The organism is Pseudomonas sp. NPDC090592, from assembly GCF_044769185.1.
Taxonomy (GTDB): Bacteria; Pseudomonadota; Gammaproteobacteria; order Pseudomonadales; family Pseudomonadaceae; genus Aquipseudomonas.
Genome location: NZ_JBIVXJ010000023.1, coordinates 66,258 through 81,065 on the forward strand (window position 1 = coordinate 66,258; position 14,808 = coordinate 81,065).

Here is a 14,808-nt window from a genome sequence, read left to right on the forward strand (position 1 = left end):
AGGATCCCGGAGAGTGTAGGCGGGCGCTGATTGATAGCTAATCGCAAAGGGCCAGCTCTTGGTAACCGTTTGTTACTGCCCACAGCGGCGACCGGGGCTGCATGCCGCATTGCAGTAGGGCTGCAGGCGCAGTAGCATTTCGGTTTTTGCCGAGGATTAGCCTGTCATGCCGTTCCAGCAAGGTCTGCTTGCCACCCCGGTGCCGGCCCACGCCCGCCACCTGTTCTTCACCCTGCAGTCGCCCGAGGCTTTGCCTGGCGTACTGGATGCCTTGCTGTCACAGGTCGATGGCCAACAGCTGATCCTCGGTATCGGCGCCCCGATGGCCAAGGCCCTGGACCGTGCAGTGCCCGGCCTGCGCGCTTTCCCGCTGCTGGATGCCGCCGTGGAAAACCCAGGCACGCAGCACGCCCTGTGGCTGTGGCTGCGCGGTAATGAACGTGGTGACCTGCTGCTGCGCGCCCAGGCCCTGGAAAAGGCGCTGGCACCGGCCCTGCGCCTGGCTGACAGCGTTGACGGCTTCCTGCACCGGGGTGGCCACGACCTGACGGGCTATGAAGATGGCACCGAAAACCCGGTGGACGAAGCTGCCGTGCAAGCGGCCATTGCGGCCGACGGTTCCAGCTTTGCTGCGTTCCAGTTGTGGAAGCACGACCTGGAGTACTTCAAGTCGCTGCCCCAGGCCGACCAGGACAACATCATTGGCCGCCGCCTTGGCGACAATGAAGAACTCGACGACGCGCCGGAGTCCGCGCACGTCAAGCGTACTGCCCAGGAAAGCTTCGAGCCCGAAGCGTTCATGGTCCGTCGTTCGGTGGCCTGGGCCGACCAGCGCGGCGCCGGCCTGGCCTTCGTCGCCCTGGGTCACAGCTTCGATGCGTTCGAAGTGCAACTGCGGCGCATGAGCGGGCTTGAGGATGGCATCATCGACGGCCTGTACCGCTTCAGCCGGCCGCTGACCGGCGGCTATTACTGGTGCCCGCCAATGGGCGAGGCGGGTGTCGACCTGAGCCAGTTGCTGCAGGCCTGATCGCTAAACATCCAGATACAGAATCACCCGGCAGTGCGGGGCAGAGCGGCTAGCCTTGAAAGTTTCCGATTCATGACGGGAGCTTTTCCATGTACGCACGTCGTGATGTCCTACGCGCCGGCGCCACGTTGGGCTTGTTGGCCGCAAGCCCTTGGCTGCACGCCGCCGCCCCGGCAGGTTTGCTGACCCGCAAGGTACCGTCCACAGGGGAAGCGCTGCCGGTGATCGGTGCCGGCACATCCGGCAGCTTTGAAGTAGACGCAGGCTCAGCCCAGTATCAGCAGCTTGAAAGCGTGCTCAAGGCGTTTTTCGACGGCGGTGGGCGGGTGATCGACACCTCGCCCAACTATGGTGGTGCCGATAGCATTCTGGGCCAGTTGCTGGAAGAGGGCGGCTGGCACCGGCAGTGCTTCATTGCCACCAAGATCGCAGCCGACAGCCGGGCCGATGCGCAAGTGCAATGGGCCGGCAGCCTGAAGAGCCTGCGTACCGACAAGGTCGACCTGCTGCAAATCCACAACCTGCGCGACTGGCAGACCCAACTGCCTTATGCCCGCGAGTTGAAGCAGCAGGGCAAGACCCGTTATGTGGGCATCACTCATTACCTGAACAGCGGCCATGACGAAGTCGCCCGAATCGTGCGCAGCCAGCCGCTGGACTTCATCCAGATCAACTACTCGGTGAACGCGCCTGATGCCGCGCGTGAACTGCTGCCACTGTGCCAGGACAAAGGCGTGGCGGTGCTGATCAACCGGGCTTTCGACGATGGCCGTCTGTTCGCCCGGGTCAAGGACCAGGCGTTGCCTGAGTGGGCGGCAGAGGCCGGCATTGGCAGCTGGGCGCAGCTGTTTCTCAAGTTCGCCATCAGCCACCCGGCTGTGACCACCGTCATTCCCGCGACCGGTCGGCCCGACCGCCAGCTCGACCAGCTAAAGGCCGGCCATGACCCCTTGCTTACCCAGGCGCAGCAACAGGCGCTGATCAAGCAGTTTGCCTGACATCATGCAGGCGTGGCGGCGGCGCCTGGACCACGGGCTGAACATCCAGCCCGGCGAAGGCCCTGCGGTCGTCGCCGGCCTGCTGCTGTTCTACCTGCTGTTCACCGGCTACTTCATGCTGCGCCCGGTACGCGAAACCATGGGCATCGCCGGTGGCGTGGACAACCTGCAATGGCTGTTCACCGGCACCTTCATCGCGACCCTGGCATGCCTGCCGCTGTTTGGCTGGCTGGCGTCCAGGGTGCAGCGCAGGCACATCCTGCCGTGGACCTACGGGTTCTTCGCCAGCAACCTGTTGCTTTTCGCCGTGCTGTTTACCCGCAACCCGGACGATTTGTGGACCGCCCGGGCCTTCTACATCTGGCTGTCGGTGTTCAACCTGCTGACCATTTCCCTGGCCTGGAGCGTGCTCGCCGACCTGTTTTCTACCGCCCAGGGCAAACGCCTGTTCGGCTTGCTGGCAGCCGGGGCCAGCCTGGGCGGGCTGAGTGGCCCCATACTCGGTACTTTGCTGGTGGCCCCACTGGGCCATGCCGGGTTGCTGGTGCTGGCGGCGGTCTTTTTGCTTGGCAGTATCGGCGCCACCCTGTTCCTGCAACGCTGGCGAGTGAAGCACCCCCTGCAGGCGCGTTCCGAGCGCCCGGATTCGCGGCCTCTGGGCGGCAACCCGTTTGCCGGTGCCACTGCCGTGTTGCGCTCCCCATACCTGCTGGGCATCGCCCTGTTCGTGGTGCTGCTGGCCAGCGTCAGTACCTTCCTGTACTTCGAGCAGGCGCGCATTGTCAGCGAGACCTTCACCGACCGTACGCGACAAACCCAGGTATTCGGCCTGATCGATACAGTGGTACAAGCCCTGGCCATTCTCACCCAGGTGTTCCTCACCGGGCGCCTGGCCCGCCGGCTGGGGGTAGGGGTGTTACTGGTAGCGGTGCCGTTGGTAATGGCCGCAGGTTTCCTGTGGCTGGCACTGGCGCCCGTGTTCGCGGTCTTCGTGGTGGTGATGGTGGTACGCCGGGCTGGTGAGTACGCGCTGGTGCGGCCTGGGCGGGAAATGCTGTTTACCGTGCTACCGGCAGAGGACAAGTACAAGGCCAAGAACTTCATCGACACGGTGGTGTACCGGGGCGGCGATGCCCTGAGCGGCTGGATCAAGCGGGCCCTGGACGTGCTGGGCGAGCACCCGCAGTTGGCCATGCTGATTGGCGCACTGATTGCGTTGGGCTGGGCAGTGACGGGTAGCTGGCTGGGCCGCCGTCAGGCGCGCCTGGATAGCCCGTCGCACGACTGACAGGCGCACCAAATATGGCGTTGTCGCTTATTTAACGCCACCGGTCCGAACCGTCGGCAATAAAAACGAATCCCTCCATATGGCTGAACTCCGAACTTGTGTACGGCAGTTTGCCGTGCACTCCGAAGTCATATGAGGTTTGAAGACCATGGCCAACAAAGACAACAGCCGCACCGGTAACCAACCAGGCAGCCAAGGCGGCAACAAGAACCCAGGCAACTTCGCCAATGATCGTGAAAAGGCCTCCGAAGCCGGCCGCAAGGGCGGCCAGTCCTCTGGCAGCAACATGCCGCATGATCGCGAGTCCGGCCGCAAGGGTGGCCGCTCGTAATTGACCGATGTGCAGTGCCGGGGTTACCTGGCACTGCAATGGGCAAGGGGTTGCAATTAGCCGGGGTTGGCCGACAATGGCCGCGCCCTTTGCAGCCACTCGGAAATACTTGCTCCATGATGCTGATTCAGCAATTCCCCGACACTTCCCTGGATGACACGCTGTTTGTCTTTGCCCTCGAAGCCGAGGCGGGCGATGTATTCACCGAGGTGAATACGGTGTTCACCGGTATCGGCAAGGTCAATGCCGCCATTGCCCTGACCAAGGCGATTGCGACGCGCAAGCCAAAGTTGATCGTCAACCTTGGATCGGCTGGCAGTCAGCGCCACGGCAAGGGCAATGTGGTGTGTTGCAACCGCTTCGTGCAGCGCGACATGGATGTGACCCCACTGGGCTTCGCCCGTTACCAGACGCCTTTGTCCGATACCCCGGTAGTGCTGGAACACGGGGCGGTCATTCCGGGCCTGCCATTGGAAACCTGTGGCAGCGGTGACAGCTTCGAGGTCAACCATGGTGACGCGCCTTATGACGTGGTCGACATGGAAGCCTACGTGCTGGCGTTGATCGCGCGCAGTGAGGGCATTCCGTTCGTGTGCCTGAAATACATCTCCGATGATGCTGGCAGCGATGCCGCCGTGGATTGGGCGGTGCAGGTACACCTGGCTGCAGAAGCGTTCAAGCGGGTGCTTTTCAGCCAGGCGTGAGTGCGGGCCAATACCGCCTTCACGTTCAGGAACGATTTCACGCTTTGCCCAACCCGGGTTGAACTTTGCGGCTGCTGACGTTTCCACCGCATAACCCTGGAGGCAAGCATGGCCAGACATATCATTCATTTCACCGGGCCGATCAACTCGTCGACCTGCGGCAACCTGATCAATACCTGTTCGCGGGCTTTGCAACAGGGGGCCGAGATCCTGCAACTGAACATCGCCACCATGGGTGGCGAATGCAGCTACGGGTTTACCCTGTACAACTTCCTGCGGGCACTGCCGGCAGAGGTGCATACCCATAACCTGGGCACGGTCGAGTCCATGGGCAATATCCTGTTCCTGGCCGGGCAACGGCGCACGGCATGCAGTTACAGCAAGTTCCTGTTCCATCCGTTCCACTGGACCTTGCACGGTTCGGTGGACCATTCACGGATGGCGGAGTATGCGATGAGCCTGGATTACGATTTGCGCCTGTATGCACAGATCGTGGCCGAACGCACCCAAGGCGCCACCGAGGTACTGGATGTGCCGCGTTACCTGATGGCGTATCCACGCATACTGGGGCCGCGGGAAGCGCTGGAGAACGGGATGATCCATGCCATTGATGAAATGCCGATCGAGGCGCAGGCGGTGCAGTGGAGTGTGCATGCCTAGCGGGTACCCGTATCGGCCATTTCGCGGGTAAACCCGCTCCCACAGGGGTAGCGAATACCGCTGATTCCGGTTATTTGACAAAATTTTGAATCTTCTCGCCGTGCCCGGATCAATCAGGGTGTCATCCATGGAGAAGAGGAGGCCCCCTGCGATGCCTAGCCCACAGCTGTACATCATCGACTACCAACTGCATGGCCAGCCGCGCAGTTTCATCATTCGTCTTGAGCGCCTGGACAATGCCGAGGCCTGGCATTGGGCAAGTTGCGATGCGGGCATCGGTATCATTCCCAAGTTCGGGCGCGAGAAAATCAGGAAGATCAGCCGGCCGATGGCCGAGCGCTACGGGATCACCGCTGTCACCTGGCGGGTTTCGGGCAGCAGGCCGAACCCGTCGGCACAGGACCCGGCGGCAGTGGTCTGACCGGCAGCGCGGGCACCGGCGTCAGCTGCCGGTGTACTTCACGGCAGCCGCCGTACGCGAGCTGACGCCCAGCGCCTTGAGCAGTGAAGACACGTGAATGCGCACGGTAAACGGGGAAATATCGAGGGCCTTGGCTATTTCCTTGTTGGTCTTGCCTTGGGCGATCAGCCGCAAGACTTCGTGCTGGCGGTGCGTGAGCTGTTCCACTGCACACTCCACAGGCCCACCAGCAAGATCCTGCAGAAAACCCGAGGGCGCATACCTGACCAGCACTTCGCCATTGCGAATGGCCAGGATGGCTGCGCCCATTTCCTCTGCCGCGATGCTTTTACCGACAAACCCGTCCACCCCGGCTTGCATCACCTGGTCGACGATGGCGGGGTCATCGACCATCGACACAATGATCAGCGTGGTGCGCGGCAGTTGCTGGCGCAAGTGTGCAAGGCACTGGATATCGACCAGCCCGGGGAAGCGCAGGTCGAGGATCAGGGTATCGGCTGCCTCGCCGGTGCTGGCCAGCTGTAGCACCTCATCAAGGCAACCAGCTTCGTCCACCCGGGCACCCGGCAACACGCGCAGCACGGTGCGCGACAGGGCTTCCCTGAACAGCGGATGGTCATCCGCCACGATGATGCGACACGTCACGCCTGGCAACTCCCTATAGCCGTAGGTGGACTGGAGCATGCTAATTTAGCAGCCACACAGAGAGGGCGCTGCCTATGGAAGGTATTAATGCGACCCTGTGCACAAGGACACTGGCCATGGACCTGGACAAGAACAACGAGCTCGATCAAGCCAACCTGCGCGTCATCGTTGCCTGCTGCGCGCTTGCCTACATCATCATGCTGGGCTTCCTCCCGGGCCGCTCGCATGCGCCTCACCTGCCGATCATCTACTACATCGTAACCTTCATAGTGGTGTCCATCGGCTTGCGCCAGGCCATCGCCCATTGGCCCGGGCATTACCCCTGGCGGCGCGTACTGGGCATGGTGCATGACTACACCGGCACCTGCTTCGGCCTGGTAGTCGGTGGCGATGCGGCGCTGCCGATCTATGCGGTGATGGTGTGGGTGAACCTGGGTAATGGCATGCGCTTTGGCTCGCGCTACCTGGCAATTGCCACCGTGCTGGCGCTGGCGGCGTTGCTGGTGGTGTATCAGATCACGCCTTACTGGCAGGCCAACCCGTTCATGGTGCTGATGCTGCTCACCACCAGCACGGTGATCCCGATCTATGCGCACCTGTTGCTGGAGCGCACGCGCAAGGCCTCGGAGCTGGCCGCTGCGGCCAACCGCGAAAAATCGCGCTTCCTGGCCCAGGCCAGCCATGACCTGCGCCAGCCGATTCATTCCATCGGCCTGTTCACGGCCTGCCTGCGCGATGCGCCACTGGGCGAGCAGGAGCGCCGGTTGGTGGACAGCATCGACCGCTCGCTGCTCAACGTGTCGCAGCTGTTCCGCTCGATTCTCGACCTGTACACACTGGACAACGGGCGTGCACAACCCAGGTACGAGGTGTTTGCCCTGGATCCGTTCCTGGCTGAACTGCTGCAACAGAACAGCGAGGCCGCCCGCTGGGCGGGTGTGACCATTCGCTTGCGGCCTTGCCGCCACTGGACCCGGGCCGACCGCGGCATGTTGGCCACCATGGTGCAGAACGTGTTGTCCAACAGCTTCAAATATGCAGCACATCGCCCCCTGCTGCTGGGCGTGCGGCGCTGTGCCGAGGGTTTGGCCATCGTTATCTACGACCAGGGCCGTGGCATTGATGAAGCCCACCAGCGGCTGGTATTCGAAGAGTTCTACCGGGTGCGCCAAGTGCGTGACAACGATGTCGAAGGCGTGGGGCTGGGCCTGTCGATCGTGCGCCGGCTCGGGCGCCTGATGGGCCTGGAGGTAAAGTTGCGCTCGCGGCCAGGGCACGGCACGGCGGTAAGCTTGCAGGGCCTGCCACGGCTCTGCGCGCAACCGGCGCAGGTGTCGGTAGACCGTGCGCATGCAGCGCCAGGCCTGCTCGGCGGCTTGCGTGTGTGCCTGGTAGAAGACGACCATAACGTGCTGAGGGCGACCACCGCACTGCTGCAGCGCTGGGGCTGCGAGGTGGATGCGCACAGCTCGCCCGTGGGCCTGAGCAGTGATTGCGAGGTGATCGTCGCCGATTACGACCTGGGGCGGGAGGCAACCGGCGTCGACTGCATCGACCAGCTGAGGGCGCAGTGCGGGTGGGACGTGCCCGCGCTGATCATGACGGGGCATGACACGGAGAAAATCCAGGCAGTGGTGCATGAGCGCAATATCGCTGTGCTTTCCAAACCGGTGCGCCCAGCTGAACTGCGTGCGGCCTTGCGCGCATTGCGCGAGGAAACGGCGGCGCCGGCCAACTAGGCCGGCACGGGCGCGGGGTGGGTTTATTGCAGGATCAGGGCCTGGCCTTCCTTCATGCAGGTCGGCGTCGGCTCGTACAGGCCCATGCCGGCTACGGCGACGATACCACCGCTGGGCATCTGGCACTCGTACTGGCCTTTGGCGGTGGTGGCGGTGTAGTAGGTGATGGTGCTGTCATTACGTACGTCGGCGACTTTCGACACCTTGGTGTTGAGGATGAACTCGGTACGCTGCTTGAGGGTGTCTTCGGAGGGCTTGATGGTCTGGCAACCGGCCATGCCGAGCAGCAGGGCGGTACTGAGCACTAGCTTGAAGGGGTGCATGATGGGGGCTTCCTTGGCGTTGTTATCGCTGGACTATAACGCCGAGGGGGGGTGAGGGGCGATTAGGGCAGATGTACGAGGTGGCCTTTGGCCTTTATGTGGCCTGTGCGGGCTTCTTCGCGGGCACGCCCGCTCCCACAGGGACCGCACATCCCTGTGGGAACGGGCTCAACCTGTCACAGTGGCTGCTTCAATACCAAGGTCAGGATGTCATAACTGGCCACCAGTTCGCCCAGCTGGTTGGTCACCTCTACATCCCACGCCACCACACCCTGCGGCTGGCCCAGCGGGCTGGTCTTGCCCTGGTCGATCTTGCGTTTGCAGGTCAACCGCGCCTGGATGGTGTCGCCAATGCCCACCGGGTTGATGAAACGCAGGGTATCCAGGCCATAGTTGGCCAGCACTGGCCCCGCGCCGGGTGATACAAACAATCCGGCTGCTGCCGACAGCACGAAGTAGCCGTGGGCAATGCGCTTGCCGAACTGCGATTCCCTGGCAGCGATTTCGTCAAAGTGCATGTAGAAATGGTCGCCCGACAGGCAACCAAAATTGACCAGGTCGGCTTCGGTCACGGTGCGACGGTGGGTGAGCAGCGACTCGCCGATGCGCAATTGCTCGAAGTAGCGGCGGAACGGGTGCACTTCAGTCTCGATCACTTCAGCGCCACGCACATACTCGCCAGTCACCGCCGTGAGCATGCTCGGTGAACCCTGCACCGCGGCACGCTGCAAGTAGTGCTTGACCGCACGCAGGCCGCCCAGCTCTTCACCGCCACCCGCGCGACCCGGGCCGCCATGCTTGAGCTGTGGCAGCGGCGAGCCGTGGCCGGTGGACTCTTTGGCGGCTTCGCTGTCGAGCACCAGCAGCCGGCCATGCCAGGCAGCAGCCACAGGGATGGCCTTGGCGGCCACGCTGCGGTCGGCAGTGACCAGGGTCGCCACCAGGCTGCCTTTGCCACGCGCAGCCAGGGCCAGCGCCTCGTCCAGGTCATCGTAGGCCATAAGCGTGCTGACGGGGCCAAACGCTTCGATATCGTGGGCGCCGCCTTCGGCATGCGGGTTGCGTGCCTGCAGCAGGGTCGGGGCGAAGAACGCACCCTCAGCCACACCTTCGCCACGCGGAGCAAAACCATCGCTGGCGCCGAACAGCTGATCGCAGCTTTGCAGCAAGCTGCGCACCCGCTCGGCCACGTCCCGTTGCTGGTCGTGAGAGGCCAGGGCGCCCATGCGCACGCCTTCGACCGACGGATCACCGACCACCACCTTGCTCAGCCGCTCGCGCAGGCGAGAGGCAACGGCATCGATGTGCTTGGCCGGTACGATGGCCCGGCGGATGGCGGTGCATTTCTGCCCGGCCTTGGTGGTCATTTCCCGCACCACTTCCTTGATGTACAGGTCGAACTCTTCACTGTCCGGGGTGACGTCCGGGCCGAGAATGGCGCAGTTCAACGAGTCGGCTTCGGCGGTAAACGGCACTGAATTGCGTATCAGGTTTGGCGTGACGCGCAACTTGGCGGCGGTATCGGCAGACCCGGTGAAGGTCACCACATCCTGGCCCTGCAGGCGGTCCAGCAGGTCGCCAGTGCTGCCAATGACCAGTTGCAGGCTGCCCTCTGGCAGCAGGCCGGAGGCGTTCATCAGGCGGACGACGGCTTCGGTCAGGTAGCTGGTGGAGGTCGCAGGCTTGACGATACACGGCATGCCGGCCAGGAAGGTCGGCGCGAATTTCTCCAGCATGCCCCAGATGGGGAAGTTGAAGGCGTTGATGTGCACCGCAACGCCTGCACGTGGCACCAGGATGTGGCTGCCGGCGAAATGGCCTTGTTTGCCCAGCGCGATGGCCGGGCCTTCGTGCACCAGGTTGCCCGACGGCAGCTCACGGCTGCCGATACCGGCATAGGCGAACAGCGTGGCGTTACCGCCTTCGATGTCGATCCAGCTGTCGGCACGGGTGGCGCCACTGTGGTGCGACAGGGCGTAAAGCTGTTCCTTGCGCTCGGCCAGGTACAGGGCCAGCGCTTTCAACCGGGCAGCGCGTTGCTGGAAGTCCATGGCCATCAGGCTGGCGAGGCCGCGAGCACGGGCAAAGTCCACGGCTTCGGCGAAGTCCGGGCGCTCCTCGTGGCTGTAGGCCAGGACGTGGCCATCAAGGGCGCTGCGCAGGGCCTGGGCGCCGTGCTGGCCCAGCCAGCGGCCGGCGATGAAGCTTTGCAGAGTAGGGGCGGCAGACATGCTGTTCTCCATGCTGTTCAAATTGAGGGGGCGCTGTTACCACAGCGCCAGGGTGTAGCCGATGATCAGGCGGTTTTCGTCCACGGCGTTGGTCAGGCCATTGCCGGAACGGAAGGTGACGTTGCGCCAGCGCAGGCTCACGTCCTTGAACGGGCCGCTCTGGATGACGTAGGTGATGTCGGTATCGCGTTCACGCTCGCGGCCATTGCTGACAGTGGCGGTTTCGGCGTGGCGGCCATCGGTATAGCGCGTCATGAAACTCAGCCCGGGGATGCCCATGGCGACGAAGTCGTAGTCGTAGCGCACTTGCCACGAGTCGAGCCCGGCGCGGGTGAAGGTGTTGTAGGTGACCAGGTTGACGGTGAACGGGTCGCCGCCATTGACGAACGGGAAGGCGCTGTCGCCCGACATCTGCTGCCAGGTGGCGGTGAATTTGTGCGCCCGCACGCCGAGGGTGAGCATGGCGTTGAAGTTGCGGTTGTCGATGTTGCCGGCACGCTCGGCGCCGTCATTGCGGCTGTCGAAGTAGCGCAGGTCGCTGCGCAGGCTTACGCCTTCGCTCAAGGGGCGGGTATCGATCAGGCCGACGAACTGCTGGCGGTAGATGTCTTCGAGTTTGGCGTAGTAGTAGCTGATGCTGGTTTGCGGGGTAATGGCGTAGCTGCCACCACCGAAATCCAGGTGGTCGCTGCTGGCGGCGCCGTAGCCAATGTCGTCTCGGCCCGAGGAGTCGCGCAGGTTGGCCTTGGTCAGGCGGCCGCCGTTGAAGGTGAGGCCATTGATGTCCTGACTGGTAAGCAGGCCGCCCTGGAAGGTGGACGCCAACAGGCGGGTGTCGTTGTAGACCACCACGGGCAAGATCGGCTGTAACGTGCCCAGGCGCAAGGTGCTCTTGGATACACGTACCTTGCCGGTGAGACTCAGTTCGCTGTAGTCGTCGACCGGTTCGTGGCTGTTCGGGCCGAAGGGCAGCAGGCCGGTATTACGGCGATCGCGGCTGGAGTCGAGCTCGATACCCAGCTGGCCCATGGCGTCGACGCCAAAACCGACCGGGCCATCGGTGAAGCCCGACTCGATCTTGGCAGTAAAGCCCTGGCCCCATTCCTCGGCCTTGGCCTGGGGCGCATTGCTCTGGCGGAAGTCGCGGTTGATGTAGTGGTTGCGCAGCTCCAAGCGTGCGTGGCTGTCGCCGATGAAGTCTGCCATTGCCGGCAAAGGCAGGGCGAGGGTGGCCAGCCAGGCGGCTGACATGAAGTGCGAGCGGTTCATTGTTGTTGTTTTACCCGACATGGTTGATCGTCCTTGAGGTCAGTGCTTGCTGGCGCCGGCGGCGCCGATCCCGGTCATGGAGCGAATGAACTGGGCCAGGTAGCGGCCGCGCTCTTCGCTGGCTCGTTCCGAACTGTCGGTAACCGAGAACACCCAGGCACTCAGGAAAGCCAGGCTCATGGAGAACAACGCCGGGTTGCTGTAAGGGAACAGCGCTTTGTCGTTGTGCAGTACGTTGACCCACACCGCCGGGCCCAGTACCACCAGCAATACCGCCGATACCAGCCCGGCCATGCTGCCGCACACCGCGCCGCGGGTGGTCAGGCCTTTCCAGAACATCGAGAGCAGCAGCACCGGGAAGTTGACCGAGGCAGCCACCGCCAGCACCAGCCCGGAGAGGAAGGCGATGTTCTGCGACTCGAACATCAGGCCGAGCAATACCGCCAGCAGGCCGATCAGCAGGGTAGCGATACGCGACACGCGCATTTCTTCCTGTTCGGTGGCCTTGCCTTGGCGCACTACGCAGGCATACAGGTCGTGGGACACGGCCGACGCACCCGACAGCGCCAGGCCGGCGACGACCGCCAGGATGGTGGCAAACGCTACGGCAGAGATGAACCCAAGGAACAAGTTGCCACCCACCGCCTGGGCCAGGTGTACCGCGACCATGTTGCCGCCGCCGATGATCGCGCCGGTGGCATCGCGGTAGGACGGCTCGGTGCCGACCATCACGATGGCGCCAAAGCCGACAATGATCAGCAGCAGGTAGAAGTAACCAATGAAGCCGGTGGCGTAGAACACGCTCTTGCGTGCTTCCTTGGCATCACTGACAGTGAAGAAGCGCATCAGGATATGCGGCAGGCCCGCGGTGCCGAACATCATGCCCAGGCCCAGGGAAATGGCATCCACCGGGTTGGACAGCAAGCCACCCGGTGCCATGATCGCCTGGCCCTTGGCATGCACGGCCACGGCGCTGGCAAACATGGCTTCGGTGCTGAAGCCGAAGTGCTTGAGCACCATGAAGGCCATGAAGCTGGTGCCCGACAACAGCATCACCGCCTTGATGATCTGCACCCAGGTGGTGGCGAGCATGCCGCCGAAGGTAACGTAGGCAACCATCAGCACACCCACCAGCACCACCGCGTACAGGTAGCTGATGCCGAACAGCAGCTCAATCAGCTTGCCGGCACCGACCATCTGCGCCACCAGGTACATCAACGCGACCACCAGGGTACCGAACGCCGACGTGAGACGAACCGGGGTTTGCGCCAGGCGATAGCTGACCACGTCGGCGAAGGTGTACTTACCCAGGTTGCGCAGGCGTTCGGCGATCAGGAACAGAATGATCGGCCAGCCGGCCAGCACACCCAGGGCATACAGCAGGCCGTCGTAGCCGTTCATGAACATCATCGCGGAAATGCCCAGGAAAGACGCGGCACTGATCATGTCGCCAGCGATCGCCAGGCCGTTCTGCATGCCGGTCAGGCCACCGCCGGCCGTGTAGAAGTCGCTGGCCGAACGGGTGCGCAACGCGGCCCAGCGGGTGACCAGCAGGGTGAAGCAGACGAACACCATGAACATCGAAATGGCAGTCCAGTTCATTGCGCGCACTCCTGCTTGACCTTGTCGTTGAGCGGGTCGAGTACGTTGTTGGCACGGTGCACGTAGATGCCGGTAAGGGCGAAGGACAGCAGCACCATCAGCACACCCACCAGCATGCCGACTGTTGTCACGCCGCCGCTGAGGGACTGGCCGAGGGTGCTGGGCGAGAACGCCACCAGCAGGACGAATCCGTAGTAGATCACCAGCATGGCCAGGGTCAGGCTGCCATTGAGACGGCGCTTGCGCCGCACCAGGTGCTGGAAGTCGGGATGGTTGGCGATGCTTTCTATGCGTTCGGGTGTCATGGGTTGCGATCTCTGGGTGTTGTAATTGTTTTGTTGAGGTCACGCGGGGTGTTGCAGTGCTGCTGATGGCCTCTTCGCGGGCATGCCCGCTCCCACAGGTGCGGCGGCGTATTTGAGGCCTGTGCTGTCCCTGTGGGAGCGGGCGCGCCCGCGAAGAAGGCGACCCGGTGTCAGAGCTGGTCGAAATCGAGGACCACCTTGTCGCTCACCGGGTAGGTCTGACACGACAGCACATACCCGGCCGCCACTTCGTAGTCCTCCAGCGCGTGGTTGCTGTCCATTTCCACTTCGCCCTCGATCACCCGGCACTTGCAGGTAGAGCAAACGCCGGCCTTGCACGAGTAGGGCAGCTCGGCGCCGATGGCATTGCCGGCGTCCAGCACGTTCTGGGTGTTGCGTGGCAAGTCGAAGGTGAGGGCGCGGCCGTCGCTGATTACCGTGATATGGCTGAGCGCCGAGTCCACCTGACGCGCCGCCTCGCGGGCCTCACGGCGGGCTTCGCTGCCGGCCGCGGCAAACAGCTCGAAATGAATGCGCTCCTTGCCCAGGCCATTGGCCTGCAAGCTGTCGCGTACGGTTTCGGTCATTGCCTGGGGGCCACAAATGAAAGCGGCGTCCAGGCCAGGCACGTCCAGCCAGCGCGAGAACAGCTGGCCGCACTTGTCGGCGTCGATGCGGCCGTTGTACAGGTCAACATCCTGCTGCTCGCGGCTGAACACGAAAATCAGGTTCAGCCGGTCGAGGTAGCGGTTCTTGAGGTCTTCGAGCTTGTCGCGGAACAAGGCCCCAGAACTGGAGCGGTTGCCATACAGCAGGGTGAAGCGGCTGTGCGGCTCGCTGGCCAGGGTGGTAGCGATGATCGACAGGATCGGGGTAATGCCACTGCCGGCAGCCACGCCCAGGTAGTTACCCTGGCGGGTTGGGTCCAGCGGTACGTAGAAGCTGCCGGAGGGCGGCATCACGTCCAGTTGCTGGCCTGCCTTGAGCACTTCATTGGCAAACGCCGAGAAGCGCCCGCCGGGCACACGCTTGACGGCCACGCGCAGCTCGCCGTCCTGCACGGCACTGCAAATGGAGTAGGAGCGGCGAACCTCTTCGTTGTCCAGCTGGGTACGCATGACCAGGTACTGGCCCTGGGTGAAGCGAAACTGTGCTTGCAGGTGCTCGGGCACGTCGAAGGCAATCGACACGGCGTCACGGGTCTCGTTGCGCACTTGCTTGATGGTCAGGCTGTGAAACTGGCTCATGGTGTTCTCCACGGC

The 14,808-nt window shown here is 63.2% G+C and carries 13 protein-coding genes and 2 pseudogenes; 8 read left to right on the forward strand and 7 right to left on the reverse strand.

The window, feature by feature from the left end; translation table 11 throughout:
- Positions 1-166: 166 nt before the first annotated feature.
- The 7 genes and pseudogenes from ACIQUI_RS19935 (at position 167) to ACIQUI_RS19965 (ending at position 5,432) form a co-directional block, all read left to right on the forward strand.
- Complete coding sequence (locus tag ACIQUI_RS19935; protein ID WP_403201918.1) at positions 167-1,030, forward strand: Dyp-type peroxidase; 864 nt, start codon at positions 167-169, stop codon at positions 1,028-1,030.
- Positions 1,031-1,119: 89 nt separating this feature from the next.
- Positions 1,120-2,028, forward strand: a complete 909-nt coding sequence (locus ACIQUI_RS19940) for an aldo/keto reductase (RefSeq protein WP_403201920.1) — start codon at positions 1,120-1,122, stop codon at positions 2,026-2,028.
- 4 nt (positions 2,029-2,032) lie between these two features.
- On the forward strand, positions 2,033-3,316 hold the full coding sequence (locus ACIQUI_RS19945) for an NTP/NDP exchange transporter (protein ID WP_403201990.1): 1,284 nt from the start codon (positions 2,033-2,035) through the stop codon (positions 3,314-3,316).
- Between the two features lie 205 nt (positions 3,317-3,521).
- Positions 3,522-3,647: pseudogene (locus ACIQUI_RS19950) on the forward strand (general stress protein); the annotation flags it as partial.
- 116 nt (positions 3,648-3,763) lie between these two features.
- Positions 3,764-4,351, forward strand: a complete 588-nt coding sequence (locus ACIQUI_RS19955; protein WP_403201923.1) for a nucleosidase — start codon at positions 3,764-3,766, stop codon at positions 4,349-4,351.
- A 108-nt stretch (positions 4,352-4,459) separates the two neighbouring features.
- On the forward strand, positions 4,460-5,011 hold the full coding sequence (locus ACIQUI_RS19960) for an ATP-dependent Clp protease proteolytic subunit (RefSeq protein WP_403201925.1): 552 nt from the start codon (positions 4,460-4,462) through the stop codon (positions 5,009-5,011).
- Between the two features lie 151 nt (positions 5,012-5,162).
- Positions 5,163-5,432 (forward strand): DUF6555 family protein, encoded by a 270-nt coding sequence (locus ACIQUI_RS19965; protein ID WP_403201927.1) that lies wholly within the window; start codon positions 5,163-5,165, stop codon positions 5,430-5,432.
- A gap of 21 nt (positions 5,433-5,453) precedes the next feature.
- On the opposite strand, the gene ACIQUI_RS19970 is transcribed toward ACIQUI_RS19965, so the two are convergent.
- Complete coding sequence (locus ACIQUI_RS19970; protein WP_403201993.1) at positions 5,454-6,077, reverse strand: LuxR C-terminal-related transcriptional regulator; 624 nt, start codon at positions 6,075-6,077, stop codon at positions 5,454-5,456.
- Between the two features lie 116 nt (positions 6,078-6,193).
- Here ACIQUI_RS19970 and ACIQUI_RS19975 point away from each other — a divergent pair, with 116 nt between their 5' ends.
- On the forward strand, positions 6,194-7,816 hold the full coding sequence (locus ACIQUI_RS19975; protein ID WP_403201930.1) for a hybrid sensor histidine kinase/response regulator: 1,623 nt from the start codon (positions 6,194-6,196) through the stop codon (positions 7,814-7,816).
- A gap of 23 nt (positions 7,817-7,839) precedes the next feature.
- Here the strand turns inward: ACIQUI_RS19975 and ACIQUI_RS19980 are convergent, their stop codons facing one another.
- The 6 genes and pseudogenes from ACIQUI_RS19980 to paaE form a co-directional block, all read right to left on the reverse strand.
- Positions 7,840-8,139, reverse strand: coding sequence for a hypothetical protein (locus ACIQUI_RS19980; RefSeq protein ID WP_403201934.1), 300 nt, complete (start codon positions 8,137-8,139; stop codon positions 7,840-7,842).
- 176 nt (positions 8,140-8,315) lie between these two features.
- On the reverse strand, positions 8,316-10,370 hold the full coding sequence (paaZ, locus tag ACIQUI_RS19985) for a phenylacetic acid degradation bifunctional protein PaaZ (RefSeq protein WP_403201936.1): 2,055 nt from the start codon (positions 10,368-10,370) through the stop codon (positions 8,316-8,318).
- A 36-nt stretch (positions 10,371-10,406) separates the two neighbouring features.
- Positions 10,407-11,639, reverse strand: coding sequence for an OprD family porin (locus tag ACIQUI_RS19990; protein WP_403201996.1), 1,233 nt, complete (start codon positions 11,637-11,639; stop codon positions 10,407-10,409).
- A gap of 39 nt (positions 11,640-11,678) precedes the next feature.
- Positions 11,679-13,247 (reverse strand): annotated as a pseudogene (locus ACIQUI_RS19995) (cation acetate symporter); the annotation flags it as partial.
- Positions 13,238-13,546 (reverse strand): DUF485 domain-containing protein, encoded by a 309-nt coding sequence (locus ACIQUI_RS20000; protein WP_012272262.1) that lies wholly within the window; start codon positions 13,544-13,546, stop codon positions 13,238-13,240. The pseudogene ACIQUI_RS19995 and the gene ACIQUI_RS20000, both read right to left, overlap by 10 nt.
- Before the next feature lie 170 nt (positions 13,547-13,716).
- Entirely contained in the window at positions 13,717-14,793 is a 1,077-nt protein-coding gene (gene paaE, locus ACIQUI_RS20005; RefSeq protein WP_403201938.1) for a 1,2-phenylacetyl-CoA epoxidase subunit PaaE, read from the reverse strand.
- Positions 14,794-14,808 lie beyond the last annotated feature (15 nt).

What these genes read in the sequence shown, in the direction of transcription:
- ACIQUI_RS19935 (WP_403201918.1), top strand. Translation starts at nt 167, where the DNA reads ATGCCGTTCCAGCAAGGTCTGCTTGCCACCCCGGTGCCGGCCCACGCC.
- ACIQUI_RS19940 (WP_403201920.1), top strand. Translation starts at nt 1,120, where the DNA reads ATGTACGCACGTCGTGATGTCCTACGCGCCGGCGCCACGTTGGGCTTG.
- ACIQUI_RS19945 (WP_403201990.1), top strand. Translation starts at nt 2,033, where the DNA reads ATGCAGGCGTGGCGGCGGCGCCTGGACCACGGGCTGAACATCCAGCCC.
- ACIQUI_RS19955 (WP_403201923.1), top strand. Translation starts at nt 3,764, where the DNA reads ATGATGCTGATTCAGCAATTCCCCGACACTTCCCTGGATGACACGCTG.
- ACIQUI_RS19960 (WP_403201925.1), top strand. Translation starts at nt 4,460, where the DNA reads ATGGCCAGACATATCATTCATTTCACCGGGCCGATCAACTCGTCGACC.
- ACIQUI_RS19965 (WP_403201927.1), top strand. Translation starts at nt 5,163, where the DNA reads ATGCCTAGCCCACAGCTGTACATCATCGACTACCAACTGCATGGCCAG.
- ACIQUI_RS19975 (WP_403201930.1), top strand. Translation starts at nt 6,194, where the DNA reads ATGGACCTGGACAAGAACAACGAGCTCGATCAAGCCAACCTGCGCGTC.
- ACIQUI_RS19980 (WP_403201934.1), bottom strand. Translation starts at nt 8,139, where the DNA reads ATGCACCCCTTCAAGCTAGTGCTCAGTACCGCCCTGCTGCTCGGCATG.
- paaZ (WP_403201936.1), bottom strand. Translation starts at nt 10,370, where the DNA reads ATGTCTGCCGCCCCTACTCTGCAAAGCTTCATCGCCGGCCGCTGGCTG.
- ACIQUI_RS19990 (WP_403201996.1), bottom strand. Translation starts at nt 11,639, where the DNA reads ATGAACCGCTCGCACTTCATGTCAGCCGCCTGGCTGGCCACCCTCGCC.
- ACIQUI_RS20000 (WP_012272262.1), bottom strand. Translation starts at nt 13,546, where the DNA reads ATGACACCCGAACGCATAGAAAGCATCGCCAACCATCCCGACTTCCAG.
- paaE (WP_403201938.1), bottom strand. Translation starts at nt 14,793, where the DNA reads ATGAGCCAGTTTCACAGCCTGACCATCAAGCAAGTGCGCAACGAGACC.